Below are 24,896 nucleotides of genomic sequence, written 5' to 3'. Positions count from 1 at the left end.
TCCGCCCGCGGTGCGATCGACTCGCCTCAGCGCTTGGCCAGCTTTTTGGCTTCCTTGTTGGCCTTCTTATTGGCTTTCTTGTTGGCCTTGCGGGCACGCGCCCGGGTGGTGTCCACGAGTTCGCCACTCTGATCCCGCGCGACGTCGATGATTTCGGCGCCGCGCTTGCGGGCGACGTCAGCGAGGTCCGCCCCGCGCTCACTGGCGACGTCGGCGAAATTCGCGCCGCGTTTGCGGGCAACATCGGCCAACTCGGCGCCACGCTCACTGGCGATGTCGGCCAGCTCGGCACCTCGCTCACGGGCAATCTCGGCGAAGTCGGCGCTGCGCTTACGTGCCGTCTCCAACAGTGGGGCAGCGCGCTCACCGGCGGTCAGTGCCAGCTCACGCCCACGCTCGGCGCCGATCTGAAGGCCGTGGCCGACCTTCGGGCCGACCCGATCCAGCAGATCGCTGTCCAGCACGCCGTGGTTCGAGCCCGGCAGGGTGCCGGCGACGGCCTCGCTGACCTTCCGGGCCGCGCGGCGTCCACGCCAGCCCAGCGACGGCTTCCCGGCGGTGTCGGCCGAGGCGATGATCAAACCACCGAGCAGGCTCATATCGGTCAAAAATGCGCGGCGCTTCTCGGCCTTGAGCTGTTGGTCGGGCTCATCCCAGAACATATGCGCACCGAGGTTGGCCGGAATTACCGTGGCCGCCAACGCCGCTGAGGCCACCCGGGGCAGGCGACCCGACGCAAGCAGCAGGCCGCCGCCGATCTGCACGGCCGCGGTGATCTTCGCCAGCGTTTCCGGATCGTTGGGCACATTCGCGCTGACCGGTTCGGGCAGCTTTTGCAAACCTTCGAGCGCCGGGCGGGCCGCTTCGGCGGCCGGTTTCGGGCTTTTCAGCGCTTCGAATCCTTGGCCGATGAACACCGCTGCCAACATTGGCCGGGCAACTCTGCGAATCAACATGGCGCGGGTGTTCCCAACCGGCCCGCCGATCAAACCCGCAGCCTCACCCCTCGAGGCGGCGCATCCACAGCGGGAACACCACCCAGGCCGTCAACATCAGCACGGCGGTCACGACCCCGGCGACCACTCCGGCCTCGTCACCCAGCACGGTCCCGAACACCACGACGGCGACGCCGGTGAGCGCGGTACCCAGCAGCAGAAGGCCACAGAACGCGAAACGATGCGCGATCGCGACCAGGGGACGCAGCCGGTGCCTGCGGAACAACATCCGGTGCATGCCCACCGGTGCGACCAACAGCACCGTGGCCGCCAGCGAGCAGACCACGGTGGCCAGGTAGACCGCGCGCAACTCGGCACTCAAGGTGGTGAACCGGTTTTGAAAGGGCAGGGTCAGCAGTAAACCGGTGAGCAACTGGACGCCGGTCTGCGTGACGCGAAGTTCCTGGAGCAGGTTGGACCAATTGCGGTCCAGCCGCTCGGCCTCGGTCTCGGATCGGGCCGCGGCGTTCCAGCGCTGGTCGGCCTCGGGATGGTCGACATCCATTTGGGGGAGATTCCCCGCTGTCCGAGGCAGAAACGTCTCTTGGACTACGAGTCGTCGTTGTTCGTCGCGTGAACCAGATGAGCCGACTCGGCACGCTCGGCCAGCGCGTCCGGTCCGGGGCCCTCGAATGCGCGTCCACGCCGCTCGGCTTGCGGGCTTCCGGTGAACAACGTGGAGTCGACGCGGCCGCCGCGGCCCATCGGTTCGTGCGTCTGAAGGTTGTCGGACGTGCCGCGAAACTGCTCCACCCGCCAGCGCGGCAGAGCGCCCGGATTGGTGCGCTGCAGCCATCGGACCATGCCTTCCCGCACCGCGCATCGCAAGTCGAAGAGTGCACCGGCGTTGGCGGCACTGACCAGCATCCGGACCCGCAAATGACCACCGACCGCATCGGTGACCTGAAGGACGCCGACACGTCCGTCCCACAGGTCACTTGCCGACAGCAACCGATCCAGTTCAGCGCGCATGCTGTCCAGAGGGACGGTGAAATCGACGTCGAGTTCGGCGGTGCCGAGCAATTCGGTGGCCTGTCGGGTCCAGTTCTGGAAGGGCGTCGTCGTGAAATAGGTGCAGGGCAGCACCAGCCGGCGCTCATCCCACAGGTGCACGACGACGTAGGTCAGCGTGATCTCTTCGATGCGCCCCCATTCCTCTTCGAGCACGACGACGTCGCCGACTCGAATCGCATCGGAGAAGGCGATCTGGATGCCGGCGAATGCCGCTCCCAAAGAGGTCTGCGCTGCCAGGCCGGCGACCACCGACAGCAAGCCCGCAGAGGCGAACAGGGTCCGGCCGAGGTCGACGAACGACGGGAACGTCATCAGTGCGGCGGCGGTGCCGATCAGGACCACCACGGCAACGGCGATGCGCCGCAGCAGCGTGACCTGGGTCCGGATTTTGCGGCGGTGGCGATCGGCATCGGTCATCTGGGCGTCACCGCCACCGAAACGGGCGATGACGCGCTGCTCGGCGACCATGACGAGACTGCTGACCACCCATGTGACGGCGGCGATCAGCAGGATTACCAGGATTTGGTGGACCATCCCCCGCCACGGTGCGTCGGAGCCGGCCACCCGGTCGAACGCGGTCAGCGCCGCGATCATGACCAGGGTCGCCCGAGCCGGACCGCGGGTCAGCCGTGCCACGTCCGCGAGCAGCTCGCTTCGTCGGCCGAGCCGCTGCAGCGCCCACGAGAGCAACATTGCGGCCCCATACGCCACGACGACCGAGCCGCCCACCCAGACGGCGGCGATCGCGAGGTTGGTGGCGGAGGTCAATTCGGTGTGTTCGGGCATCAGACGGCATCACTCCCGGGATCGAAGACTTCGTCGTCGGGCGGCGGCGCACACGCGCCTCGGATGGTGACGCGTACCCGTCACAGCCGGATCAAAGGCCCGTCCAACGGTTTTGAGACCGTAGTCACAGCCGAATCAGGTCAGCAGCAGGCGCGCGGATGCCTCGAGCCGGCTGGCGATCTCGGTGTAGGACGCGTACCCCATGCCGGCTCGCACCAGCGCTCCCGCATAGAGCTGCTCGAGTGACTCGATGACATCGGCATCCGAATCACACTGTGTCCCAAGGGCAGTGCTCAGTCGCTGGTGTATCTCGCGGCCGATCCGGAAACGCAGATGCTCGACATCGGGATCCTTGCCGAGCAGAGCGGTGGTGACCGCGCCTGCCAGTTCCGGCTCATCGGCCACCAGAAGTGCGATATGCCGAAGCACGCCGACCACGCGGTCGACCGGGTCGGGGGAATCGTCCGGCGGTGCCGGTGTCGAGGCCAGCCGGCGCCAGAACACTTCGGCGACCAGATGTTCTTTCGACGAGAAGTACGTGTAGGCGGTGGCAGCGCCGACCCCGGCCTCGGCCGCGACCATCCGGATCGTCAGCCCGGAGAAACCTTCCCGGCTCAGGACCTCGACCGCGGCGCGGCCCAAGCGGTCCACCGTGGCGGCCTGCTTTACGGTTAACCGGCGTCGCGTTGATTCCCGAGCTACCGGATCAGACACATGTCCGGACGCTACTACAACTGACCTGCACCGACAAGGTGCGCGCTGGCCATGGACCGTGCGTAACGGCTAGGTTCGGATCATGAGCCGCCCCGATATTGCCGATGCAGCGCAAACTTCCCGACTCTTTGAATTGGCGGAGAGAGTCGTGGGCTTCATGCCGGCCGACGAGGGACGGGCGCTGTACGACGCGGCGCTGCGCTACCTGGACGCCGGGATCGCAGTCGAGATCGGCACCTATTGCGGAAAGTCCACGGTCATGCTGGGCGCCGCCGCCGCGGCGACCGGCAGTGTGCTGTACACCGTGGACCACCATCACGGATCCGAAGAGCACCAGGCCGGCTGGGAATTCCACGACACGACGATGGTCGACCCGGTCAGCGGACGGTTCGACACCTTGCCCACCTTCCGGCGCACGCTGGACGCTGCCGAGCTCGATGACACAATCGTCGCGGTGGTCGGCAAGTCGCCGGTCGTCGCGCGCGGCTGGCGCACGCCGCTGGACGTGTTGTTCATCGACGGCGGGCACAGTGAGACCGCGGCTCAGCAGGACTTCGACGGCTGGGCCAAGTGGGTGGCCCCGGGCGGCACGCTGATCATCCACGACGTCTTCCCCGACCCGCGCGACGGTGGCCGCCCGCCCTACAACATCTATTGCCGCGCAATCGAATCCGGTCAGTTCACCGAAGTCGGCTGTACCGGCTCGCTGCGGGTGCTCGAGCGTGTCCGCGGGGCCGCCGGAGAAGCGGTCAGCGCCTGACGCATTCACAGTCGTACTCGCCCTCGAGACCGCGCGGCAAGTCGGCGGCCCGGAAGATGGCGCTGCCGCCGGTGGTCGACGACAACGCGTCGGCGGCCAGGATGACCGCCGCGGCGGTCCAGGTGGTCCGTTCGACCGGCCAGCGTTTCCCGTCGGCGAAAACCAGTCCGGTCCAGTAGGAGCCGTCTTTCTCGCGCAGGTGCTGCATTGATCTGAACTGTGTCAGCGCCCGCGACGTCTCGCCCATGGCGTCCAACGCCATGACCAACTCGCAGGTCTCGGCCCCGGTGACCCATGGCCGGTCGTCAACGCAGCGGATGCCCAGCCCGTCGACCACGAAGTCGTCCCAGCGCTGGGCGATGCGGGCGCTGGCCTGCTCGCCGCGTAGTGCACCGCCCAGAATGGGGTAGTACCAGTCCATCGAGTGGTGCGGTTTCTCGGTGAAGGCGTCCGGGTGCTCGGCGATGGCGTGGCCCAGCCGTCCCAGCGCCACCTCCCATTCGGGCTGCGGATCGTCCAGCCGATCGGCGAGTGCCAGCGCGCAACGGATGCTGTGGTACACGCTGGCGCAGCCGGTAAGCAGCGCCTCCTCGAGGACACCGGATGGCCCTTGCGCCCAATAGATTTCACCGGTCCCGGCCTGTAGGCCGAGGACAAAGTCGATTCCCGCCCGGACTGTCGGCCACATGTGGTCGGCGAACCGGACGTCGCCGGTCACCAGAAAGTGGTGCCAGACGCCGGCGGCGATGTACGCGCAGAAGTTGCTGTCGCTGTTGGCGTCCTCGATCACGCCGCGCCGATACTGGATGGGCCAGGACCCGTCGGCGCGCTGCTCGCGGCGGCACCACTCGTAGGCGGCCTGGGCGGGCTCGAGAAGTCCCGCCGCGGTCAGGGCCATCGCGCACTCGACGTGATCCCACACATCGGTGTGCCCGATCTCCGACCACGGTATCTCACCCGATGATTCCTGAACGGCGGCAATGGATTCCGCTGTCTGACGGCATTGCTGCGGCGTGAGGATGTCGGCTACGCCCGGCACACCCTCGAGATCACTGGGGCGCGGCATTCGTGATCGGCTTCTCGAAGTAGAGGGCCACACTCTTGCCGACCAACGGATTGAGCGCGGATTCGGCAAGTCTGGTCAGCGCCGGTCGCGACATCATGTCCCACACCAGCAGCTGGTGATACGCCTTGACGGCCGGGTGGTTCGGCTTCTCCACGCCGACCGCGCACTTGAGCCACCAGAACGGTGAGTGCAGTGCGTGCGCGTGGTGGGAGTGGGTGAATTCCAGGCCGCCGCGAACCAGCTTGTCGCGCAGTTCATCCGCCTTGTAAATCCGGATGTGGCCGCCCTCGTTGGCGTGGTACTCGTCGGACAGCAGCCAGCAGATCTGCTCGGGAAGCCAGCGCGGCACCGTCACCGCGAGCTTGCCGCCGGGCTTGAGTACCCGAATCAACTCGGCGATCGCGCCGTCGTCGTTGGGGATGTGCTCGAGGATCTCCGAGGCGACCACACAGTCGAACGACGCATCGGGATACGGCAGTGCCAGTGCGTCACCGACCACGACCTGAGCCTTGGCCGACGCGGGCGCCTCACCGGCCTCGCCCATCGCCTGCAGCAGGGTGTCGACGTTAGCCAGTTCTTCGGCGTCCTGGTCGAAGGCGATCACGTTGGCGCCGCGGCGGTAGGCCTCGAAGCTGTGCCGTCCGGCGCCACAGCCCACGTCGATGACGGTGGTACCCGGCCCGACATCGAGCCGGTCGAAGTCGACGGTCAGCATGATTCGTCCATCGCCTCGACCGAGTTGGTCACGCGCCCGGTGCGGGCGATCGCCTGCTCGTAGACCCGCACGGTCTGCGCGGCCACGGACTCCCAACTGAACACGTCGAGCGCGCGGCGCCGGCCCGCGGTGCCCAGCCACTGCCGGCGGGCGGGGGATTCCAGCAGTCGGCCGAGTGCGGCGGTCAGCTCCTTGACATCGCCCGGTGTCACCAGGTCGGCACATTCACCGTCGGGACCCAGGACCTCGGGCAACGCGCCGGCCCGGCTGGCCACAATGGGTGTGCCGCTGGCCATCGCCTCCACCGCGGGCAGTGAGAAGCCTTCGTAAAGGGAGGGGATGCAGGCGATTTCAGCCGAGGCGAACAGGCCTGCAAGCTCCTCGTCGGACAAGCCGCTGGAGGTGTGCACGATATCGCTGATACCCAATTCGGCGATCAGCTTCTCGGTCGGCCCGTTGGGCTCCAGCTTGGCCACCAACTGCAACTCGAGGTCGTGTTCGGTGCGCAGCTTGGCCACCGCATTCAGCAGGTGCCCGATGCCCTTCAACGGGCGATCCGCGCTGGAGATCGCGATGATGCGCCCCGGCACCCGCGGCAGGTCGGAGGGCTTGAACAGTTCGGTGTCCACCCCGAGCGGCACCACGCGCAGTTGCTGGGGGCTGACACCGAAGTCGTCGGCGATATCGGTGGCCGACGACGAGGACACGGTGAGCAGATCGGGAATGCGGCGGGCGACTTTCTTCTGCATCTGCGCAAAGCCATACCACCTGTGCACCAACGGCTTTCGCCACCATTTGGCCGCTGCGAGGTCCAGAACGCGGTCCCGGGTGATCGGATGGTGGACGGTGGCCACGACGGGCAGGCCCATGTCGGCGATGCGCAGCAGGCCGGTGCCGAGGCACTGGTTGTCGTGCACCACGTCGAACTCGTCGAGGCGGGCGGCCAGCAGTCGCGCGGCGCGCAGGCTGAAGGTGCGAGGTTCGGGGAAGCCGGATGTCCACATGGTGGCCAGTTCCAGCGCATCGAAGCGGTCGCGGATCTCGCTGGGGTGCGGGACGCGGAACGGATCGGGTTCCCGGTAGAGGTCCAGGCTGGGGACCTCGGTCAGCCGAACCCGAGGATCGAGGATCTCGGGATAGGGCTGACCGGAGAACACCTCGACGTCATGGCCGAGTTCGACCAGTCCGCGGCTCAAGTGCCGGACGTAGACGCCCTGCCCGCCACAGTGGGTTTTGCTGCGGTAGGACAGCAACGCAATCCGCATGTTCACGCTCCTGCAACGTCCGTGACTGATACGGCTGAACTACCCGCCGAGCTCGCATATGTCATCGTGTATGTAACCGGACACGGTCAGCGAACTGTCTGGACATGTGTCTGGACTATAATTCGCTTAGCTACACAGTGCAACGTAAGTGCCCGCTACCACCGTAGGCCAGGGTCTATCTTTCCTGTGATGCACCTCCTCTGGGAAACCCTGACCGATGGTGTATACCGCTGCCGCCTGGCCTTTCTCGATGTCACGGTCGGGTTGGTTCGCGGTGAGCGCCGGAATTTGCTGATCGATTGTGGTACAACACTTTCCGAAGCGGCTCAGATCGCCGCCGACGTGGTCGACATCACCGGTGCTCCGGTGACCGACGTGGTGATGACCCACCACCATTTCGACCACATCCTGGGCTCGTCCGGTTTCGGCACGGCCGTCCTGTATTCGCCTGCCGCGGTCACCCGCGCGTTGACCACCGGTATCGGCGCGGTTCGGGCCCACGCCCTGCGATACGGGGCCGACCCGGTGCTGCTGGACCAGGCGATCGCCCGCGTCCGCGCACCCGACCACACCGTGACGGCCGTCGATGTCGACCTCGGCGGCCGCAGCGTGCATCTCGAACTGCCGGGACCGGGTCATACCGACCACGACCTGGTCGTGGTCGTTCCGCCGGTGGTGACAGGCCGGCGGACGGTCGTCTTCTGTGGCGATCTGGTCGAAGAATCCGCCGACCCGGCGATCGACACCGGCTCGGACCTACCTGCCTGGCCGCGAGCCCTGGACCGGCTCCTCGAACTGGGCGGCGAGAACGCGCTGTACGTGCCCGGGCACGGCGCGGTGGTCGACGCGCCGTTCGTCCGCGCTCAGCGGGACTGGCTGGCGGCGCGAACCTCGTCGGGCTGACTCACCAGCCGGTGTTCAGCACCCGTTCGAGCATGTCGACGAAGAAGTCTGCCGACTCCCGGGTGATGCACATCGGCGGCTTGACCTTCAGCACGTTCTGCCGGTCACCGGTCGGCTGCACGATCACCCCGAGTTCGAGCAGCCGTTCGCAGATCGCCGCGGTCTCGGAGACGGCGGGTTCCAGCGTCGTGCGGTCGCGGACCAGCTCGACGCCCATGTACAGCCCGCTGCCGTGCACGGTGCCGATCAGCTCGTGGCGGGTCGCCAGCTCCTCGATGCGGGCCCGCAGATGGTCCCCGACGACCAGGGCATTGTGCTGCAGGCCCTCCTTCTCCAGCTGCTCGAGCACCGTCAGGCCGACGACGCAGGAGACCGGGCTGCCGCCTGCGGAGGAGAAGAAGTATCCCTGGGTGCGGTATCGCTCGGCGATGGCGCGGGTGGTGATGACCGCGCCGAGCGGCTGACCGTTGCCCATCGCCTTGGCCACCGTCACGATGTCGGGCACGACGTCCTGCTGCTGGAAGCTCCAGAACCAGCGCCCGGTGCGGCCGTAGCCGACCTGCACCTCGTCGGCGATGGCCAGCCCGCCCGCTGCGCGGACCGCGGCGTAGACGGCCGAGAGATAACCGTCCGGCAGCGACATCCCGCCGGCGTTTCCGTAGAACGGCTCGCAGATGAACGCTGCCGGCGGATTGCCTTGCGCGGCAAGGCGTTCGATGATCTCGACCGCCTCGGGAGCGTAGCGCACGGCGTCCGGCCCGCGGTACTCGCCGCGGTAGGCGTTCGGTGAGGGCACGGTGTGGACCCAGCTCGGCCTGGTGGCCAGGGCATTCGGGTTGTCGGCCACCGACGTCGACACGGCATCGGTCGCGTACGTCCAGCCGTGGTAGGCCTCGGCCATCGAGACAATGTCATGACGCCCGGTCGTGGCCATCGCCAGCCGCAACGCCAAGTCGCCGGCCTCCGAGCCGGAGTTCACCAGGAACACCGTGTCCAGCGGATCGGGCAGGGTGGCGGCCAACCGCTCCGAGAGCGCCACCACCGCGGCGTAGTTGAATCGTGAATTGGTGTTCAGCCGCCGCCACTGGCGGGCGACGGCGTCGGCGAGCACCGGATGGCCGTGGCCGAGGATCGCGACGTTGTTGACCATGTCCAGGTAACTGCGGGCATCGGTGGACACCATGTGCTCGCGCCAGCCGCGTTCGATGCGGGGCGGATCGAGGTAATAGTGCTCCTGGACCGTGGCGAACGAATCCGCCCGGCGGCGCCACAACGCCTCGCTGTCGTCGGCCTCGGCCGCCACGGCGGGCAGACCGAGCAGCGCGCTCGGGTCCTCCACCAGACTCAGCCAGCCCGCGCTGTATTCGGCCCGAACGAAGTCGGGGACCGCCACGTCGGGCCTGCTGCGCCACTGGATCCAGATCCGACCCTCAACGGTGCCGAGCGCGGTGCCCGCGGTGACGCCCTCGCCGGGCCGGACCTGCTCGCCGGTACACAGACGTCCGCGCACCTGCACGGTTCCCGCGGTTCCGGTCAGGGTGAGACTGTCGTCGCCTGCTGCGTCGATCACGCAATCCCAGGGTGCGGTGACCGTCGACGGCGCCGCCCGCCACAGGTCCAGGCCGGTGCCGACGGTGGCTGACGACTCCGGACTCAGCGGCACCGAGCGGGTCGTGCGGGGCTGACCGAAGGTCGTCACGACGGCACCTGCACCGCCGGCCAGCGCTTCGGCAGCCAGATCGTCTTCGCAGTCCGCGGTCAGCCAGCGGCCGGCATCCATCGCGTCGGCCTCCGACGACAGGTCCAGTCGCACCACGGCGTCCGCCGCAAGCCCATCGATCAACGGGATGGTGACGGGCGGCGGCTCGATGGGTTGGGCCGCCCCGAGTTCCGCGCGGATGGTGGCGGTCATGACTTCGGTGGGAATGCCGATCGCGCGTTCGAAGATCCGCCATTCGTAGTCCAGGGCGCCTGCGGCGTAAGCGTTGTCGGCGTCGATAGAGGCCTGATGGATACCGCTGACCACCAGCACCGCGGCCCGCAGGACGACCAGCGGCCACAGTGCGTCGATCTCGGGGGGACTCAGCGGACGCACCGCGTGGAAGGCGGCCACGGCAGGCAGGGTCGCGACGGGCTCGCCGCCCTCGTGGCGCAGCAGCGAGGAGACCGCGATGGCCAGCTCGCCGACGGTCCAGGACCGGGTGAGGTCGCCCAGGTCGATCACACCATCGGGCAGCTGACCGTTCTCCGGCGTGCTGCACACGACGTTGTCGTCGGTGAGGTCGCCGTGGATCACCTGGACCGGCAGATCGTCGGCGAGATCGGCCACGACCTGCCACGCCGCGGCCGCCGCGGCCTCGATGGTCTCCCGGCGTCCGGGATCGGGCACGTGCTCGGCGAGTAGTTCAACGGTGCGCAGGGCGTGCCGCAGGTCCCACTGCAATACCCGGTCGACGCCGGGATGGTCGAAGTCGGCCAGGGCACGAACGGTCCGGCCGGCCAGCGCGCCAAGCGCCGCCGACCGCATCGGCGTGATGTACCGGTCGCCGCTCAAGGTGCCGCCGGCGAGGTGCGCGATGACCCGGGCATACAACACCGCGCCGTTGCCGTCGCGCACCTCGGCGATCGGGTCGACGCCGGCAAACGCAAGGTTCGTGGCGGCCCGCACATCACACCCGGCCTGACTGAGGTATTCGGCCGCCGCGTCCTGGGCTTCGATCTCGACGCGGGAGAACGCGGGGTTCGCGATCTTGAGCACCCCGATCGGCCGGCCGTCGAGCTGGCTCAGCAGGAAGTTGGCGTCCTGCTGGCTGCCCAGCGCGGTCACCTCGCCGTCGATCCCGAAGTGCGTCGTGGCGATGTCATGGGCCTGCGCCGCGGTGATCGCCGGCACCGGCAGCTCCTCGGCCTGGAAGAAGTCGAACCGTGTCATATCGCTACGAACTGTACTGCGGGTGGACAGCCTCGGATCTGCCGATACGGTGGGCAGATGCGGGCGTTGATCATCGTCGACGTGCAGAACGATTTCTGCGAGGGCGGATCGCTGGCCGTCGCCGGGGCCGGCGACGTAGTACGCGGGATCAACGCGTTGCTGGCCGGCGACCACGGCTACGACCACGTGGTGGCCACCAAGGACTATCACGTGGATCCGGGTGCGCATTTCGCCGAGCAACCCGACTTCAAGGATTCATGGCCTGCGCACTGCGTCGCCGGTACCTCCGGGGCCGATTTCCATCCCGAGTTGGACACAACGCCGATCGAGGCGGTGTTCCACAAGGGCGCGCACACCGCGGCGTACAGCGGCTTCGAAGGACACGTGGACCACACCTCGCTGGCCGACTGGCTGCGCAACCGCGGCGTCGACGAAGTCGACATCGCCGGGATCGCCACCGACTACTGCGTGCGCCAAAGCGCGGCCGATGCCACTCGCGCCGGCTTCAAAACCCGTGTGCTGGTTGACCTTACAGCCGGTGTTGCGCCCGGGTCGACCGCCGACGCATTGGCCGAGATGCGCGGTCGCGGCGTCGAACTGGTCCACACCGCCTGATGGCCGCGCCCCGAGCGACACTCATCGACGTCGTCGACCGTTCCCCGTTGATGGCGGCCGATCATGACCGTGCCGGCTGGGTGGGGTTGTTCACCGACGACGGCCGGGTCGAGGACCCCGTCGGATCGCGCCCGCACGTCGGGCCGGTGCAGATCGGCCGCTTCTACGACACGTTCATCGCACCGCGCCGGATCGTCTTCCGTCACGAGGCCGACATCGTCTCCGGCGCCACCGTCATCCGCGACGTCGTCCTCGACGTCGGGATGGGTCCCGCCGTAACGATGCACATCCCGGCGGTGCTCCGTTACGACCTGCGTGAGCTCACCGAGGACTGGCGCATCGAGCGGTTGCGCGCCTACTGGGAATTGCCGGCGATGATGGTGCAGTTCGCCCGAAACGGGCTGGCCGCGGTTCCCCAGGCGGTGGATCTGAGTCACGCGCTGATCCGCAATCAGCGGTGGCGCGGGACGCTGGGGTTCGCCTCGGGATTTCGCGGTGCCCGGTTTCGGGGCAAGCGGACGGTGCGCGGCTTTCTCGACGCGGTCACCACCGGCGATCAGTTGCGGGCCTGGCGCGCGCTGGGCCCGGGAGCGCTGATCACCCGCGGTGAACAGAACCCGGTGAAGTTCGGCGCGTTCGTCGACGAGCTGGCGGGTGCCTCCTGGACGAAGATGATCGCCGCAGGCTCGTCGGTGACCGCATCCCTGGGCGGACCGCGGGCCGGCGTGTTGATCGCCGAACTTGGCACATCCGGTGGGGCGATCACCCGGCTTCGCTATTTTGTCGAGTAGCCGGCCGCGACGCTACATCCGCGAGAAGCGGGCCAGGACGAAGCAATACGCGCCGTAAGCGGCGAAGCCGGCCGCCGCCGCGATGAGCATCACCTTGCCGAACGGGGCCTGGCCGAGACTCTTGACCGCGGCGTCCAGCCCGGCGCCCTTGGCGGGGTCGGTGGTCACGGTGGCTATCACCAGCAGCACCCCGGCACCCCCCAGAACCACGCCCTTGGCGGTGTATCCGGCGATGCCGAGCGGAGTGATCAGCGGGCCGCCCCCGGTGACGGTGAGGTCCTCCTCGAACTTCGTCGAAAGGCCTTTATAGACGTGATAGCCGCCGATGCAGATGATCACGACCGCGGCGATCAGCAGAATGCCTTTGCCCCAACCGGTTTGGAGCAGTCGTGCGGTGAGACCGGTGTTCTGTTTGCTGCTCGACTGGCCGCCGCCACCGGCGAAGCGCACGGCGGCCAGTGCGAGGCCGATGTAGAGGACCGCCAACGACATGGACTTGATCCGGTCGAATGCGTCGGAGGCGCCGGCGTGTTCGCGACCCGGCTCGGTGGGATGGGAACCCAGGATCGCCTCGGCCACACGCCACAGCGCCATGGCAGCAAGCCCTACGGCTGCGACCCACAGCGCCACCGCCCCGCCGGGCTGGGCGGCCAACGTCGCCATCGCGCCCGACTGATCGGCGTTTCCCGCCATTCCGAAAGCCACGTGCACGATGATGTACGCGATCACCAGATGCAACACGCCACTGATGCTGTAGCCGGCTCTGGCCGCGAGCTCGAAAGGCCTGCTTCCGGTAGCTGCTCGCGCAGCACCGTGCATTGCATTGTCAGCCACGACATTCGGGTTACCCCGGCGGGGCAGGGGAAAAACCGTCCTCCACCGCGCCGGTCACTGGGCATGACCGAGACCGCAAACCGGGCACCAGCATCGGCACCTGCGTGCGGTAGTCCCGGTAGCTGTCGCCAAGCTCGGCGATCAGATCGCGCTCCTCGAGCTGCAGCGCCAGCAGGATGTAGCCGGTCGTACCGATCGCGAACAGGAGATGACCCACGGTCATCACCGGAGTCGCCCAGAAGGCGATCAGGAAACCCAGCATCAGAGGGTGGCGCACCAGCCGGTACAGCAACGTCGCCCGGAATCCCGTCTTGCGGCGAGGGGAGCCGCGCCACGCCGCGAACACCTGGCGCAGCCCGAAGAGCTCGAAGTGGTCGATCATGAAGGTGGCCGCCAGCACGGTGGCCCAACCCGCCGCGAACACTGTCCACAGCAACGCCCGGATCGCAGGCTGGTCCACTTGCCAGATCACCCCGGACATGGTCCGCCACTGCCAATACAGCAGCAGCAGAACAAGACTGGCCAGCAGAACATAGGTGCTGCGTTCCATCGCCTGCGGCACGAAACGTGACCACCACCGTTTGAACGCGGGCCTGGCCATCACGCTGTGCTGGACGGCGAACAGCCCGAGCAGTGCCGTGTTGATCAGGAACGCAAGGCCCCACGGGGCACCGTCGATGCCGTGGTCGACGGTGCGGGGCACGACGATGCCGCCGACGAAGGCGACGGCGTAGCAGAAGGCGACGAGGAAGACGAGGTAACTCGCCAGCCCGTAGCCCGCAATCATGATGCGGCGGGTCCGCTCTCGCGCGGACGCTGGGTTGTGTGTCATAGCCACGATGCTCGTCGGAGGAGGCCGCCGCCATCATGGGGCATCCGCCCCAACTGCCGCTCAGCCCAACGGCTCCGTGAGGCCGTGGCGTAACGCGTACATGCTCGCACCGATCCGGTTCGACACCCCGATCTTGGAGTAGGTCCGTTCTACGTGGTTTCGGGCCGTCTTCTCGCTGATCACCAGCGCGGCGGCGATCTCCCTGTTGGAGGCGCCACGAGCAACCAGGCACAGCACCTCGATCTCTCGCGGAGTGAGGCCGTCGGGCCTGATCGCGGTACGTCGGCTGCGGTGGCCGCCCGCGTGCAGGACCGCTTCAGCCGCGACCTCGTCGAGTTCACCGGTGCGGATCCGGTCCCGGACCCGTCGAGCGGCCGCCGCGGGATCGAGCGCGGCGCGGTAAGGCCTTGGCTCCAAGGCTGATTGATAGGCCACGGCAGCGGCGAGCACCCGGTCGGGCATACCGAGTGCGGCGCCCGGCAGGTTGCGCGGATACCCGGACCCGTTGATGTGCTCGTGGTGGTTTCCGGCGATCTGCGCGACCTGTTCGAGCCCGTTGATCCGACTCAGAATCCGGGTGGTCAGGTACGGGTGCAGTCGCATCCGCTCGTACTCGGCCGCGGAGAGGGTGGCGGGCTTGGACCAGACTTGGTTGGAGACGCCGATGCGGCCGAGATCGTGGACGTGACCGGCACGCCGGACCAGTGTCGCGGTGTCCGCGCTCAAGCCGACAGCCTCGGCGGCGTCACCGGCGAGCTGCGCAACCGCGCGCGAATGGCCAAGTGTGAAAGGGCATTTCAGATCGACGAAATCGCCCAGTGCGATCAGGAGCTCGTCGAGGGACTGCTGTTGCAGCGGTTCGTGGCGATCGGGCGCGCAGGACAGAGCGGCGTCCCAGACCTCGCCTGCGGGTGGGCCGGCAAGGATATCGCAGGCGTGTGCGGCGAAGACATCCACCACATCGGGGTCGAACTGCCTGCCGCGGCGCTGCGCGGCCATGTCCACGGCCGCGCTCACGCCGCCCGTTCGGTGGTGCACTTCGGCCATGTCGGCGAGCTGGGCCACCCGCATCTCGATCGGGATGTCCGCGCCACCGGCGCCGCGGGGCAAGCCGCTGCCGTCGAAGCGTTCGAAGCTGAACTCGAGCGCGTTCTGCACGCCGGTGCCCAGGCCCATCCGTTCGGCCAGCAGTGCCGCCGAGGTGCAGTGCGAGTGGATGAGCGCCGACATGTTGCCGCGGGCGTTGAGGAACAGCGTCGCGATCGAGGTGAGACGGTGCGTGATCGGTTCGCCCCGGCCGATGTTGGCGGCAAGGAATCGGTAGTAGGGCAGTCCCGCCCAGTCGACATGGTAGGCGTCGCGGCGCACCGAGATGTCGTCGCCGAACCACCCTGCGAACTCGTGCGAGTCGGCGTGACAGCCGATCCACATCACCAGCGTGCTGTAGTACACGCAATCGCGCTGCTCGCGGTCGAGGCCGAGCCGGTCGGCGATGCGGGTTCCGATCAGCGCGGCCCGGAGCATGTGCTCGGCAGGCTGGCCGAGGCCGAGGTCGATCGCGACCGACAGAGCGGCCAGCATCTCGGCCCGGCTCGGCGCCCGCGACGGCGGGCCGGTGGGCGTCCTCGGCGCTGCCACGAGCTCGATTGTGCTCCCTAACACGCGGTGCGGGGTTCGGTTGGCGCGGTCCGGGACGCCGGGGCGTGCCGCCCCGGGTCGAAACTGTCGAATCGCGCGGTACCGATTACGCACAGCCCACGCTGCGGGAGCCGGAAATCGGCCAGCCTGCTTTGGGTGGCCAACGGTGCGACAGCACCCAGGCTGGCTCCGTCGAGCACCGCCCGGGAGCGGCGGACCGCCCAGATCTGGCGCGGCGCTACCCGGAACGCCTGACCGTTCGGGGCGGAACCGGCCAACCGCATTCCACCGGTCCGCAGCAGCGGGCCTGCGATCCGACCCATGGCTTCGAGTACCGGCACGCTGGCCCACGCTCGTTCGGGCACGGCATGGCCGAGCCGGCTGACCGCGCGCGTGATCGGCGTGCTGCCCATGCCCACGGTCCACCGCAGCACCCCGGGAATGACGATGTCCAGCGACCAGGGATCGGTCCAGGACACGGTGATGTCACACTGCACGGCGGGAACCGTTGTGGCCGAACTGAAATAACGTGAACAGCTCTGCTCGGCGGGTGTGGTGGCGTAGAAGGTCCATCGCCCGTCTGGGTCGCGGTGCCACACCGATCGGTAGGCGGGGGAGAACGAGGATGCGCTGAAGTCCCGGTATGCCAGATAGTGCCCGGAGTCGAACGGGAGACCCATGATGCCGAAACCGGTGACCCTGTCATCGGTGCCGGTAGGCAGGCTCGGATGATCCGCGACGGCGCGTAGTGCGCTCAAAGGTGTGGTCATCGGCCAATGCTTGCCGCTCGCAGTGGCTCACGGCATGGGGCAGCTGCCTCACATCATTCGCGTTTGCGCAGGGTCTCCCAGTCGTGCTCGGACTCGAGCTGGGCGATCAGGGTGCGGGTCCGCTCCCGCAACAGCAGGGTCAACCCGATGCCTGCGATGATCGCGATGACCAGCGCTACCCAGGAGAACCGCGCCAGCCACTTCTCGGCCGCCAGTCCGAGGTAGTAGACCACCGCGGTGGTGCCGCCCGCCCAGCAGACGGCACCGGAGGCATTGGCGGCGAGGAAGCGGCCGTAGTGCATGTGCAGGGCACCCGCCAGCGGGCCCGCCAGAATCCGCAGGAGTGCGATGAATCGGCCGAAGAAGACCGCCCAGACACCCCAGCGGGAGAACAGCTGCTTGGCCAGCGCCACGTGCCCGGGACCGAAGTGTTTCGGGAAACGGGTACCCAGCCGCTCGAACAACCCCATCCCGAATCGCCGACCGATCGTGTAGCCGATCGAGTCGCCGATGATCGCGCCGATGGTGGCGGCCGCGCCGACCCACACCGGACTGATGTCGAGAGTGTGCCTGCTGGCCAGCAGCGCCGCACTCACCAAGGCGATCTCGCCGGGCAAGGGAATGCCCAGGCTTTCCAGGCCGATGATGAGGCCGACGACCAGGTACACCGCCAGCGGTGGGATGGATTCCAGTATCGCGTCGACCGTCACCCGCCAAGGATGCCGTACCGACCGCCGTTACCGGGGCGAACCCGCTGGTTCGCGTGTCGAAATCAGGTGTCGCGCTTACGCCGGTACAGCGTTCCGGCGGCCAGCAGGAGCAGGCTGATCACCAGGATCGCGGTGGCGAGCACGTTGATCTGGGGTGGCACAGCGGCTTTCACCGCCGCATTCACATACAGCGGATACGTCACCGTCGAGCCGCTGACGAAATAGGTGATGATGAAGTCGTCCAACGACAGCGCGAACGATAGCATCGCCGCCGCGACGATGCCCGGCACGATCAGCGGCAGCGTCACCTTGAAGAACGTCCGGCTCGGCCCGGCGCCCAAATCCAGTGAGGCATCTTCGAGGGTCCAGTCGAAGCCACGGATCCGGGCGCGCACCGTCATCGCGATGAAGCTGATCTCGAACGCCACGTGTGCGATCACGATCGTGGTGTATCCGGTGGCCCAGCCGAGATCGAGGAACAGGGTCAACAGCGATGCACCCATGACGACCTCGGGCGAGGTCAGCGGCAGAACCAAAAAGGTGTCAACCGCCTTGCTGCCGCGGAAGCGTTGGCGCACAAGGGCGACCGCGACCAAGGTGCCCAGAACGCCGGCGATGACGGTCGACACCGCGGCGACGTTCAGGCTCAGCTTCAGCGCTTCGGTCAGGGCTGGGTACTTGAACGGGTTGGCCCAGTTGTCCAGCGTGAAGCCCTGCCAGGTGTAGTTGAACTTCCCGGCCGGCTTGTTGAACGAGAAGACGACGATCACCACGATCGGCAGGAAAAGATAGAAGAGCACCAAACCGGCGATGACGCGCAGGGCGATATCGCCCAGTTTGAACGTGCCGCGAATGTTGCGCCCCGGCTTGGCAAGTCCGCCGTGGTCGATGGTCTGCGCGATCGCCGCGCCCGCCTCGGTAGTCATGCGCGATCCCGCTTCGCTTCTCGCTCCGCTGTCATACCAGGTCCTCCGTACCCAGAGCCCGCGTGTAGATCAGCACACCGACCAGGATCAGCGCCATCAGCACGAAGCTCAGTGCGGCCGCGGCGGGGTAATCCTTGACCACCAGGAACTGCTTCTGGATGACGTTGCCGATCATCCTCGTCTGGGTGCTGCCCAGATAGTCGGCGTTGATGAAGTCACCGACCGACGGGATGAACACCAGCATGCTGCCGGCCAGGATGCCCGGCATCGCCAACGGCACGATCACCTTCCCGAACATTCGGCGGTTGGTGCCGTACAGATCGCGGGACGCTTCCAGCAGTCGGGCATCGATCTTCTCCAGGCTGACGTACAGCGGCAGGATCATGAAGATGATCCAGTTGTAGGTCAGGCCGCCGATGACCGCCCAGCCCGTCGACAGCAGGCGGCCCTCGGACGGCAGCAGGCCGACCGTCCCCAACGCGTGGACCACCCAGCCGTCGTCGGCCAGGATCGTCTTCCAGGCCAGCGTGCGGATCAGGAACGTGACGAAGAACGGCAGGATCACCAAGCCCAGCAACAGGTTCTTGTACCGCCCCGCCTTGAAGGCGATCACGTACGCCAGCGGGAAGGCCAACAGCAGGCACAGCACCGTCGCGATCAGCGCATAGCCGAACGAGCGCAGGATCTGCTCCCGGTATTGGCTCAGCGCGTCGCCGTAGTTGCTGAATTCCCACGCGAAGGTCAACTCGGGCAGGTAGATCGAACCACCCATGGTCGAGAGCGACGTCCGGAACAGCGAGACGAACGGGATGACGTAGAAAACCCCGAGATACGCCAGGGCGGGCAGGATCATCAGGTAGGGAGCGAGCTTGCTCCGCTGCCTGTTGCTACTGGCTACTCCTGCCATCGCGTTACCCGCCGGTGACGGCGGAGTAGGCCTTGTTGAACTCGTCGGTCTGCTGGTCGGAGAGCGCGGCCCACGTCTTGAGCTTGTCGAGGGTCGCCTTCGGCGGGTTGATCAGCGGGTTCGAGGCCAGGCCGGGATCGATCTTGTTGAGCTCGTCGGTCATGTCGGACAACACCGGCACGTACTGGGTGTGCGCGATCAGCTTCGCGTAGTTGGCCCGGTCGTAGACGTAGTTGATCCACGCCTCGGCGGCCTTCTGGTTCTGGGTGGTGTAGGGGATCACCATGGTGTCGACGAACGTGGTGCCACCGGTGTCCGGCACCACAAACTTCAGGTCCGGGTTGTCCTTCTGCAGCTGCACCACGTCACCCGAATATGCCTGGGCGATAACGACATTGCCGGATGCCAGGTCGTCGGCGTAGTCGTTGCCGGTGAACCGGCGGATCTGGCCGGCGTCCTTCTGCTGCTTGATCAGTGCGACGGCCTTGTTCACGCCGTCGCTGGTGGGGTTCTCCACCGAGCTGCCCTGCGACATCATGATCATGCCCAGGCCGTCCTGGGTGTCGGCAAGCAGGCTGATCTTGCCTTTGAACGCGGGGTCCCACAGGTCGTCGATCTTGGTGATGTCGCGACCGGTCGCGGCCCGGTTGTAGGCCAGCGCCGTCATGCCGGACATGTAGGGCGCGCTGAACTTGCGGCCCGGATCGGCCTTGGCGTTGAGCAGGTCTTCGCGCATGTTCTTCTTGTTGGTCCACCGGCTTTCGCTGATCGCGTTGAGCCAGCCGAGGCCATTGAGCCGGGCCGCCATGAACTGGGTGGGCACGACCAGGTCGGCACCGATGTCCTGCTTACGCGACAGCGGCTCCTTGTTCTTGGCGAACCACTCCTCGTTGTCGTTGTAGTCCTCTTTGTAATCGACCGTGATCCCGGTCGCGGTCTGGAACGCCGCGACGAATCCGTCGGCCATGTACAGCGGCCAGTTGGAGATCCGGAGCTTTCCGGTGGCGGGGGAGCCGTCGTCGGATGGGGTGGCGGGGCCGCTCGAGCTGCTCTTGTTGTCGGACTTGCTACACGCCGCGAGGAATGAGGGTCCGAGGACCAGCGCCGCTGCGGCCGCGGCACCGCCGCCGATGAACCGGCGCCGGGACGCGTTCGAGGCAAAGATCCGGGGGTCGTTCTCTGTGGCCATGTGCCGTAATGCCTTTCGTAAGGGGAAGGTCGAGGGGACGAAGAGCGGATCGTTGTCTAGGAGTCGTCGAGCATGTCTTCGAGGTCTTCGGTGGTCGGGATGTCTGCTGCGGGCAGGACCAGGGATGCCTCTGGGGCCCAGGCCACGAACACGTCGTCGCCGGGGCGCAACATCGGCAGGTTCTGTTCGGGACCGACGTGAGCGAGGATCGGGGATCCATCGGGGGCGGCCATGGACAGTCGCAGCACCGGGCCCTGGAAGGTGAGGTCGACGACCTTGGCCCCGACGGTGGCGACGTCGCCGGTCGGTTGATCCATGGAGACCCGGACCCGCTCCGGGCGGACCATCAGGGTGGCTTGGCCGCCGGGTTCGATGGTGGTGTCGCCCGGTCGCGCCTTGAGCTTGGCGCCCAGTACCTCGACCTCGACGAAGTCACGGTTGACCCGGCCGGTCTGGCGGCCGTGCCACAGGTTGGCCTGGCCGATGAAGCCGGCCACGAAGACGGTGGCGGGGCGGTCGTAGATGTCGGTCGGGGTGCCGATCTGCTCGACGTTGCCCTGATTCATGACCGCGATGCGGTCACTCATCGTGAGCGCTTCCTCCTGGTCGTGGGTCACGTAGACGAACGTGATCCCGACCTCGCGCTGGATGCGTTTGAGTTCGAACTGCATGACGTGACGCAGTTTGAGGTCCAGGGCGCCGAGCGGCTCGTCGAGGAGCAGGGCGCTGGGGTAGTTGACCAGCGCGCGGGCCAGGGCTACGCGCTGTTGCTGACCGCCGGAGAGTTGGGCGGGCTTGCGCTGGGCGAAGTCGGTCAGCCGGACGACCTCGAGCATCTCGTCGACGCTCTTCTTGACCGTTGCTTTGTCCTTCTTCTGACTGCGTGGCCCGTAGGCGACGTTGTCCCACACCGTCATGTGGGGGAACAGCGCGTAGTGCTGGAAGACGGTGTTGACGTTGCGTTTGTGCGGAGGCACCCGGGACACGTCGACGCCCTCTAGCCGGATCGCACCCTCGGTGGGTTGCTCGAAGCCGGCGATCATCCGCAGGGTGGTGGTCTTTCCGCAGCCGGACGGGCCGAGCATGGAGAAGAACTCGCCTGCGCCGATCGAGAAGTCGGCGTCGGCGACGGCGACGTAGTCCTCGAAACGTTTGACGACGTGGTCGATCTCGATGACCGGTGCGCCGCTGGCGCGTCGTGGTCCGGTGTGTCCGGGGGTCTGCTGGGTGGCGGTGGCGCCGGTGTCGGTCAGGGCCCGTCCTCCTTCATCCCGCGGGCCGACGAGACATGACCCGTCGACTCCGCCCCTAAACGATTGCGGATTTGCGTGCTCTTCGCAACCGATTCCGCAACGAAATATGAATTCTTCGATGGATTCGCTCGTCGCGACCCGGTTTGGGGCACGGCTTTCGGCGCGGGCCCAGGTGGCTCAGGGTCGTCGCTGGGACGGATCGTAACCCGGCTCAGGCCGTCGTGAGCCCCCGTGCGATAACCAGGCGCTGGATTTGGTTGGTTCCTTCGAAGATCTGGGTGATCTTCGCTTCGCGCATGTAGCGCTCGGCCCGGTAGTCGCGGGTGTAGCCGACGCCGCCGAGTACCTGGACGGCATCGGTGCTGACTTTCATCGCGGCGTCGGTCGCCACCAACTTGGCCACGCTGGCCTGTTGCGAGTACGACAGGCCGGCATCGCGGCGCCGCGCGGCGTCCAGGTAGGTGGCCCGGGCGCTGGCCACCGCGGCGGCCATGTCGGCGAGCAGGAAACCCAGCCCTTGATGGTCGATGATCTTGCGGCCGAAAGTGGTCCGCTCGTTGGCGTAGGCGCAGGCGTCCTCGAGGGCCGCCTGGGCGATGCCGACGGCAACGGCGGCGATGCCGAGCCGGCCCGAGTCCAGTGCACTAAAGGCGATCTGCAGGCCCTGGCCCTCGGCACCGATCCGGCGCTCGGCATCGATCACCGCGTTGTCGTAGAACGCCGACGTCGTCGGAACCGCGGCCAGGCCCATCTTCTCCTCGGGCTTGCCGAAGCTCAGGCCGGGCTGGTCGCCTGGGATCAAGAAGCACGTAATGCCACGCGAGCCTTCACCTGTGCGAGCGAAGAGGGTGTAGAAATCGGCCCGCCCGCCGTGGGTGATCCACGACTTCGAGCCGTTGATGACGTATCCGGGAGCCGGCTCGCCGGCGGAAAACACGGCTTTGCATTGCAGTGCGGCGGCATCCGACCCGGCTTGGGGTTCCGAGAGGCTGTATGCGCCGACCTGTTCGCCGGACAACATGCCCGGCAACCACCGCGCGCGCTGTTCGTCGTCGCCGAACGACAGCAGCGGATGACACGACAGGCTGTGCACGCTCACCGCCACCGCGATTGCGGCCCACCGCGCGGCAATCTCCTCGAGGACCTGCAGGTAGATCTCATACGGCTGCCCGCTGCCGCCCCATTCCTCCGGCTGCGGCAGGCTCAGCAGCCCGGCCGCGCCGAGTTGGGCGAAGACGCCCTCGGGGTAGGTCTCGGTGCGTTCGTGCTCGTCGACGATCGGGTCGAGCACGCGAGAGCAGATGTCGCGGGTCAGCGCGATGAGATCCGCGGCGTCCGGGTTGGGCAATAGGCGGTCGACGGGCATGAGGGACCTCTCGATTGATACTCGAAATAGTACTGACTTACATCTATCAGTACTATCCGATTCATGGCCAACCGCCCGAGTTTCGGAACCCGGCGCCGCGGCGAATTGTTCGACTCGCTTCTCGCACTCTTTCTCGCGGAGGGTTTCGCGCACCTGACCCTCGACGACATCGCCGCCCGGCTGCGCTGCTCGAAAGGAACGCTGTACACGCTCGCCGGCAGCAAGGAGCAGTTGGTCCACGCCGTCGCAGTCCACTTCTTCCGGCGCGCCACCGACGACGTCGAGCAGGAAGTTGCCCGGGCTGGGGACGCGCGAGCGCGAATCACCGCTTATCTCGCCGCGGTCGGCGCAGCGCTGGCGGTCGCGTCGGACCGCTTCATGGCCGACCTGGACGCGTTCCCGCCTGCGCGAGCCGTCTACGAGCAGAACACCGCGATCGCCGCCCGCCGGGTCAGCGAACTGATCGCCGAAGGTGTTGCGGCGCAGGAGTTCCGAGATGTGCACGCAGCGTTCGCGGCCGACCTGGCCGCGGCGATGATGGTCCGCATCCAGCAGGGAATCGTGCGGTCCACCACCGGACTCGACGATGCCGCGGCCTACCGGGAACTGGCCGCCATCCTCACATCCGGGATCGACGCGTGACTCACATGTGGGCGCCGCCGTCGACCCGGACCTCGGTGCCGGAGACGAAGTAGGCGTCCGGACTGCCAAGCATCGCAACGACGTTGGCGACCGCGTCGGGCTTTGCGAAGATCTCGCCCTTGGGCAGCGGCACCAGGGGAGCGACCCGGCCGAACAGGCTGTAGTCGACATCGTCGGGCAGCCCGGGGCCGACGCTCTGCTTGGACTCGCCGGTGCCGTCGGTCATGCCCGACGAGATCGAGCCCGGCTGGACCGAGTTGAACCGGATGCCGTCCTTGGCGAACTCGGCGGCCAACGCGTGCGTCATCGCCTGCACGCCACCCTTGGACGCGGCGTAGGCCGACATATAGGGGTGAGCGAACGTTGCCGACGTCGAGCTGAAGTTCACCACGGCCGGGGCGGTGCCGGCCTTCAGGGCCGGAAGCGCCTCGCGGGTGACGAGGAAGGTGCCGACCAAATTCACCCGCAGCACCTGTTCGAATGAGGCGAGAGTGGTGTCCAGGAAATGGTCCGACCGCAGGATGCCTGCCACATTGACGAGTGTGTCAAGGCCGCCGAGCGTGGAGATCGCCTCACCCACAGCCGCTTTCACCGAGTCCTCGGAGCCGACGTCGACGACCACCGTGGTCAGCCGCTCGCCGGCGTCGCCGGCCTTGGCGACAGTGTCCTTCAGGCCGGACTCGCTGATGTCGGCCGCCACCACCCGGCCGCCTTCATCGAGGATGCGCAGTACGCAGGCTTGCCCGATCCCGGACCCGCCACCGGTGACCAGCACGCGACGATCGGTGTAACGCTGCAAGGTCGCCATGACGGATCTACTCCTGTTCGGTGTGGATGAAGTCGCCCAACATTGTGGGCCGTGATGATCGGTGCGCGAGGTGGATCCCGCTGACCGGAACCGGTGACGACGACGTTGCGGGTCGATGAACGAGACACTTCTGGCCGAGTCGTCTCGAATAGCTGGCGAGAATCAGCTACACCACCCGTCACAGATCTCGATTGCCGGGATTCGCTACCGCCCAGGCGCTAAGTGCACTAATCTGCGTTGGCGTCGTTGAAACACGTTCCAGTTTTGGACCGGTTAGTGCCATGACGCTGGGGCGATGAACACGATGACGTTGGAGGTTCTGAAGACACCCATGGCTAATCCCACATCGAATCGTTGGTCGCCGGGCATCGCTCTGAGTGGGCTGTCGGGTCCGATGCAGGCTATTGGTGGCTTGTTTGCGATGTCGGCGGATGCGGTGCGGTTTGTGTTTCGGAAGCCGTTTCA

25 protein-coding genes and 1 pseudogene are annotated in these 24,896 nt (G+C 67.1%); 7 read left to right on the top strand and 19 right to left on the bottom strand.

What is annotated here, in order from left to right; translation table 11 throughout:
- Nucleotides 1–26 precede the first annotated feature (26 nt).
- From BST42_RS28265 to BST42_RS28250, 4 genes are all read right to left on the bottom strand, one after another.
- Nucleotides 27–956 (bottom strand): DoxX family protein, encoded by a 930-nt coding sequence (locus tag BST42_RS28265; RefSeq protein ID WP_083123026.1) that lies wholly within the window; start codon nucleotides 954–956, stop codon nucleotides 27–29.
- 43 nt (nucleotides 957–999) lie between these two features.
- Complete coding sequence (locus tag BST42_RS28260) at nucleotides 1,000–1,500, bottom strand: DUF6328 family protein (RefSeq protein WP_083123025.1); 501 nt, start codon at nucleotides 1,498–1,500, stop codon at nucleotides 1,000–1,002.
- Nucleotides 1,501–1,544: 44 nt separating this feature from the next.
- The gene (locus tag BST42_RS28255; protein WP_083123024.1) at nucleotides 1,545–2,795 is read right to left on the bottom strand and encodes a mechanosensitive ion channel family protein; all 1,251 of its coding nucleotides are present in this window, start codon (nucleotides 2,793–2,795) and stop codon (nucleotides 1,545–1,547) included.
- A gap of 135 nt (nucleotides 2,796–2,930) precedes the next feature.
- On the bottom strand, nucleotides 2,931–3,509 hold the full coding sequence (locus tag BST42_RS28250) for a TetR family transcriptional regulator (protein ID WP_083123023.1): 579 nt from the start codon (nucleotides 3,507–3,509) through the stop codon (nucleotides 2,931–2,933).
- Nucleotides 3,510–3,591: 82 nt separating this feature from the next.
- On the opposite strand from BST42_RS28250, the gene BST42_RS28245 reads away from it, so the two are divergent.
- The gene (locus tag BST42_RS28245; RefSeq protein ID WP_083123022.1) at nucleotides 3,592–4,269 is read left to right on the top strand and encodes a class I SAM-dependent methyltransferase; all 678 of its coding nucleotides are present in this window, start codon (nucleotides 3,592–3,594) and stop codon (nucleotides 4,267–4,269) included.
- Here the strand turns inward: BST42_RS28245 and mmpH are convergent.
- The 3 genes from mmpH to manT are packed head-to-tail and all read right to left on the bottom strand — an operon-like array spanning nucleotide 4,259 to nucleotide 7,315.
- On the bottom strand, nucleotides 4,259–5,335 hold the full coding sequence (mmpH, locus tag BST42_RS28240; protein WP_083123021.1) for an MMP endo-(1,4)-3-O-methyl-alpha-D-mannosidase: 1,077 nt from the start codon (nucleotides 5,333–5,335) through the stop codon (nucleotides 4,259–4,261). The two genes, BST42_RS28245 and mmpH, sit on opposite strands and share 11 nt — an antisense overlap.
- Entirely contained in the window at nucleotides 5,319–6,050 is a 732-nt protein-coding gene (locus BST42_RS28235; protein ID WP_083123020.1) for a class I SAM-dependent methyltransferase, read from the bottom strand. Before BST42_RS28235 ends, mmpH begins: the two co-directional genes overlap by 17 nt.
- The gene (gene manT, locus BST42_RS28230) at nucleotides 6,044–7,315 is read right to left on the bottom strand and encodes an MMP alpha-(1->4)-mannosyltransferase (RefSeq protein ID WP_083123019.1); all 1,272 of its coding nucleotides are present in this window, start codon (nucleotides 7,313–7,315) and stop codon (nucleotides 6,044–6,046) included. The genes BST42_RS28235 and manT overlap by 7 nt, the downstream gene beginning before the upstream one ends.
- Nucleotides 7,316–7,504: 189 nt before the next feature.
- Here manT and BST42_RS28225 point away from each other — a divergent pair, with 189 nt between their 5' ends.
- Nucleotides 7,505–8,218: an MBL fold metallo-hydrolase gene (locus tag BST42_RS28225; RefSeq protein ID WP_083123018.1), complete on the top strand. Its 714-nt coding sequence runs from the start codon at nucleotides 7,505–7,507 to the stop codon at nucleotides 8,216–8,218.
- A 1-nt stretch (nucleotide 8,219) separates the two neighbouring features.
- Here the strand turns inward: BST42_RS28225 and BST42_RS28220 are convergent, their stop codons facing one another.
- Entirely contained in the window at nucleotides 8,220–11,150 is a 2,931-nt protein-coding gene (locus BST42_RS28220) for an aminotransferase (RefSeq protein WP_083123017.1), read from the bottom strand.
- A gap of 57 nt (nucleotides 11,151–11,207) precedes the next feature.
- Between BST42_RS28220 and BST42_RS28215 the strand changes: the two genes are divergently transcribed.
- Nucleotides 11,208–11,765, top strand: coding sequence for a nicotinamidase (locus tag BST42_RS28215; RefSeq protein ID WP_083123016.1), 558 nt, complete (start codon nucleotides 11,208–11,210; stop codon nucleotides 11,763–11,765).
- Nucleotides 11,765–12,556 (top strand): ketosteroid isomerase family protein, encoded by a 792-nt coding sequence (locus tag BST42_RS28210; protein WP_083123015.1) that lies wholly within the window; start codon nucleotides 11,765–11,767, stop codon nucleotides 12,554–12,556. Before BST42_RS28215 ends, BST42_RS28210 begins: the two co-directional genes overlap by 1 nt.
- Nucleotides 12,557–12,568: 12 nt before the next feature.
- Here the strand turns inward: BST42_RS28210 and BST42_RS28205 are convergent, their stop codons facing one another.
- The 9 genes from BST42_RS28205 to BST42_RS28165 all read right to left on the bottom strand — a co-directional run bounded on the left by BST42_RS28205 (nucleotide 12,569) and on the right by BST42_RS28165 (nucleotide 21,537).
- Nucleotides 12,569–13,390, bottom strand: a complete 822-nt coding sequence (locus BST42_RS28205) for a DUF1206 domain-containing protein (protein ID WP_110918821.1) — start codon at nucleotides 13,388–13,390, stop codon at nucleotides 12,569–12,571.
- 10 nt (nucleotides 13,391–13,400) lie between these two features.
- Nucleotides 13,401–14,222 carry a methanethiol S-methyltransferase gene (mddA, locus tag BST42_RS28200; RefSeq protein WP_083123013.1) on the bottom strand — a complete coding sequence of 274 codons (822 nt, stop codon included), beginning with the start codon at nucleotides 14,220–14,222 and terminating at the stop codon, nucleotides 13,401–13,403.
- A 60-nt stretch (nucleotides 14,223–14,282) separates the two neighbouring features.
- Nucleotides 14,283–15,803, bottom strand: a complete 1,521-nt coding sequence (locus tag BST42_RS28195) for an HD domain-containing phosphohydrolase (protein WP_083123012.1) — start codon at nucleotides 15,801–15,803, stop codon at nucleotides 14,283–14,285.
- Between the two features lie 74 nt (nucleotides 15,804–15,877).
- The gene (locus tag BST42_RS28190) at nucleotides 15,878–16,630 is read right to left on the bottom strand and encodes a hypothetical protein (protein ID WP_083123011.1); all 753 of its coding nucleotides are present in this window, start codon (nucleotides 16,628–16,630) and stop codon (nucleotides 15,878–15,880) included.
- Nucleotides 16,631–16,683: 53 nt separating this feature from the next.
- Nucleotides 16,684–17,340, bottom strand: coding sequence for a DedA family protein (locus tag BST42_RS28185; protein WP_083123010.1), 657 nt, complete (start codon nucleotides 17,338–17,340; stop codon nucleotides 16,684–16,686).
- A gap of 62 nt (nucleotides 17,341–17,402) precedes the next feature.
- Nucleotides 17,403–18,266 (bottom strand): ABC transporter permease, encoded by an 864-nt coding sequence (locus BST42_RS28180; RefSeq protein WP_083123009.1) that lies wholly within the window; start codon nucleotides 18,264–18,266, stop codon nucleotides 17,403–17,405.
- 31 nt (nucleotides 18,267–18,297) lie between these two features.
- Nucleotides 18,298–19,173 carry an ABC transporter permease gene (locus tag BST42_RS28175; RefSeq protein WP_083123008.1) on the bottom strand — a complete coding sequence of 292 codons (876 nt, stop codon included), beginning with the start codon at nucleotides 19,171–19,173 and terminating at the stop codon, nucleotides 18,298–18,300.
- Between the two features lie 4 nt (nucleotides 19,174–19,177).
- The gene (locus BST42_RS28170) at nucleotides 19,178–20,362 is read right to left on the bottom strand and encodes a polyamine ABC transporter substrate-binding protein (RefSeq protein ID WP_083123007.1); all 1,185 of its coding nucleotides are present in this window, start codon (nucleotides 20,360–20,362) and stop codon (nucleotides 19,178–19,180) included.
- A 56-nt stretch (nucleotides 20,363–20,418) separates the two neighbouring features.
- Nucleotides 20,419–21,537, bottom strand: a complete 1,119-nt coding sequence (locus BST42_RS28165; protein WP_083123006.1) for an ABC transporter ATP-binding protein — start codon at nucleotides 21,535–21,537, stop codon at nucleotides 20,419–20,421.
- Between BST42_RS28165 and BST42_RS30380 the strand changes: the two genes are divergently transcribed.
- On the top strand, nucleotides 21,523–21,654 hold the full coding sequence (locus tag BST42_RS30380; protein ID WP_264045724.1) for a hypothetical protein: 132 nt from the start codon (nucleotides 21,523–21,525) through the stop codon (nucleotides 21,652–21,654). The two genes, BST42_RS28165 and BST42_RS30380, sit on opposite strands and share 15 nt — an antisense overlap.
- 172 nt (nucleotides 21,655–21,826) lie before the next feature.
- Here BST42_RS30380 and BST42_RS28160 read toward each other — a convergent pair whose 3' ends face one another.
- Nucleotides 21,827–22,981: an acyl-CoA dehydrogenase family protein gene (locus BST42_RS28160; protein ID WP_083123005.1), complete on the bottom strand. Its 1,155-nt coding sequence runs from the start codon at nucleotides 22,979–22,981 to the stop codon at nucleotides 21,827–21,829.
- Between the two features lie 63 nt (nucleotides 22,982–23,044).
- On the opposite strand from BST42_RS28160, the gene BST42_RS28155 reads away from it, so the two are divergent.
- Complete coding sequence (locus BST42_RS28155; RefSeq protein WP_083123004.1) at nucleotides 23,045–23,623, top strand: TetR/AcrR family transcriptional regulator; 579 nt, start codon at nucleotides 23,045–23,047, stop codon at nucleotides 23,621–23,623.
- A gap of 1 nt (nucleotide 23,624) precedes the next feature.
- Here the strand turns inward: BST42_RS28155 and BST42_RS28150 are convergent, their stop codons facing one another.
- Complete coding sequence (locus BST42_RS28150) at nucleotides 23,625–24,431, bottom strand: SDR family NAD(P)-dependent oxidoreductase (protein ID WP_207569593.1); 807 nt, start codon at nucleotides 24,429–24,431, stop codon at nucleotides 23,625–23,627.
- 331 nt (nucleotides 24,432–24,762) lie between these two features.
- On the opposite strand from BST42_RS28150, the pseudogene BST42_RS30240 reads away from it, so the two are divergent.
- Nucleotides 24,763–24,896 (top strand): annotated as a pseudogene (locus BST42_RS30240) (ABC transporter permease); the annotation flags it as partial.

This window comes from Mycolicibacterium rhodesiae, assembly GCF_002086695.1.
GTDB classification, from domain to species: domain Bacteria; phylum Actinomycetota; class Actinomycetes; order Mycobacteriales; family Mycobacteriaceae; genus Mycobacterium; species Mycobacterium rhodesiae.
Note: the sequence above shows the minus strand (reverse complement) of the source record. Positions and strands in the feature narration are given on the sequence as shown.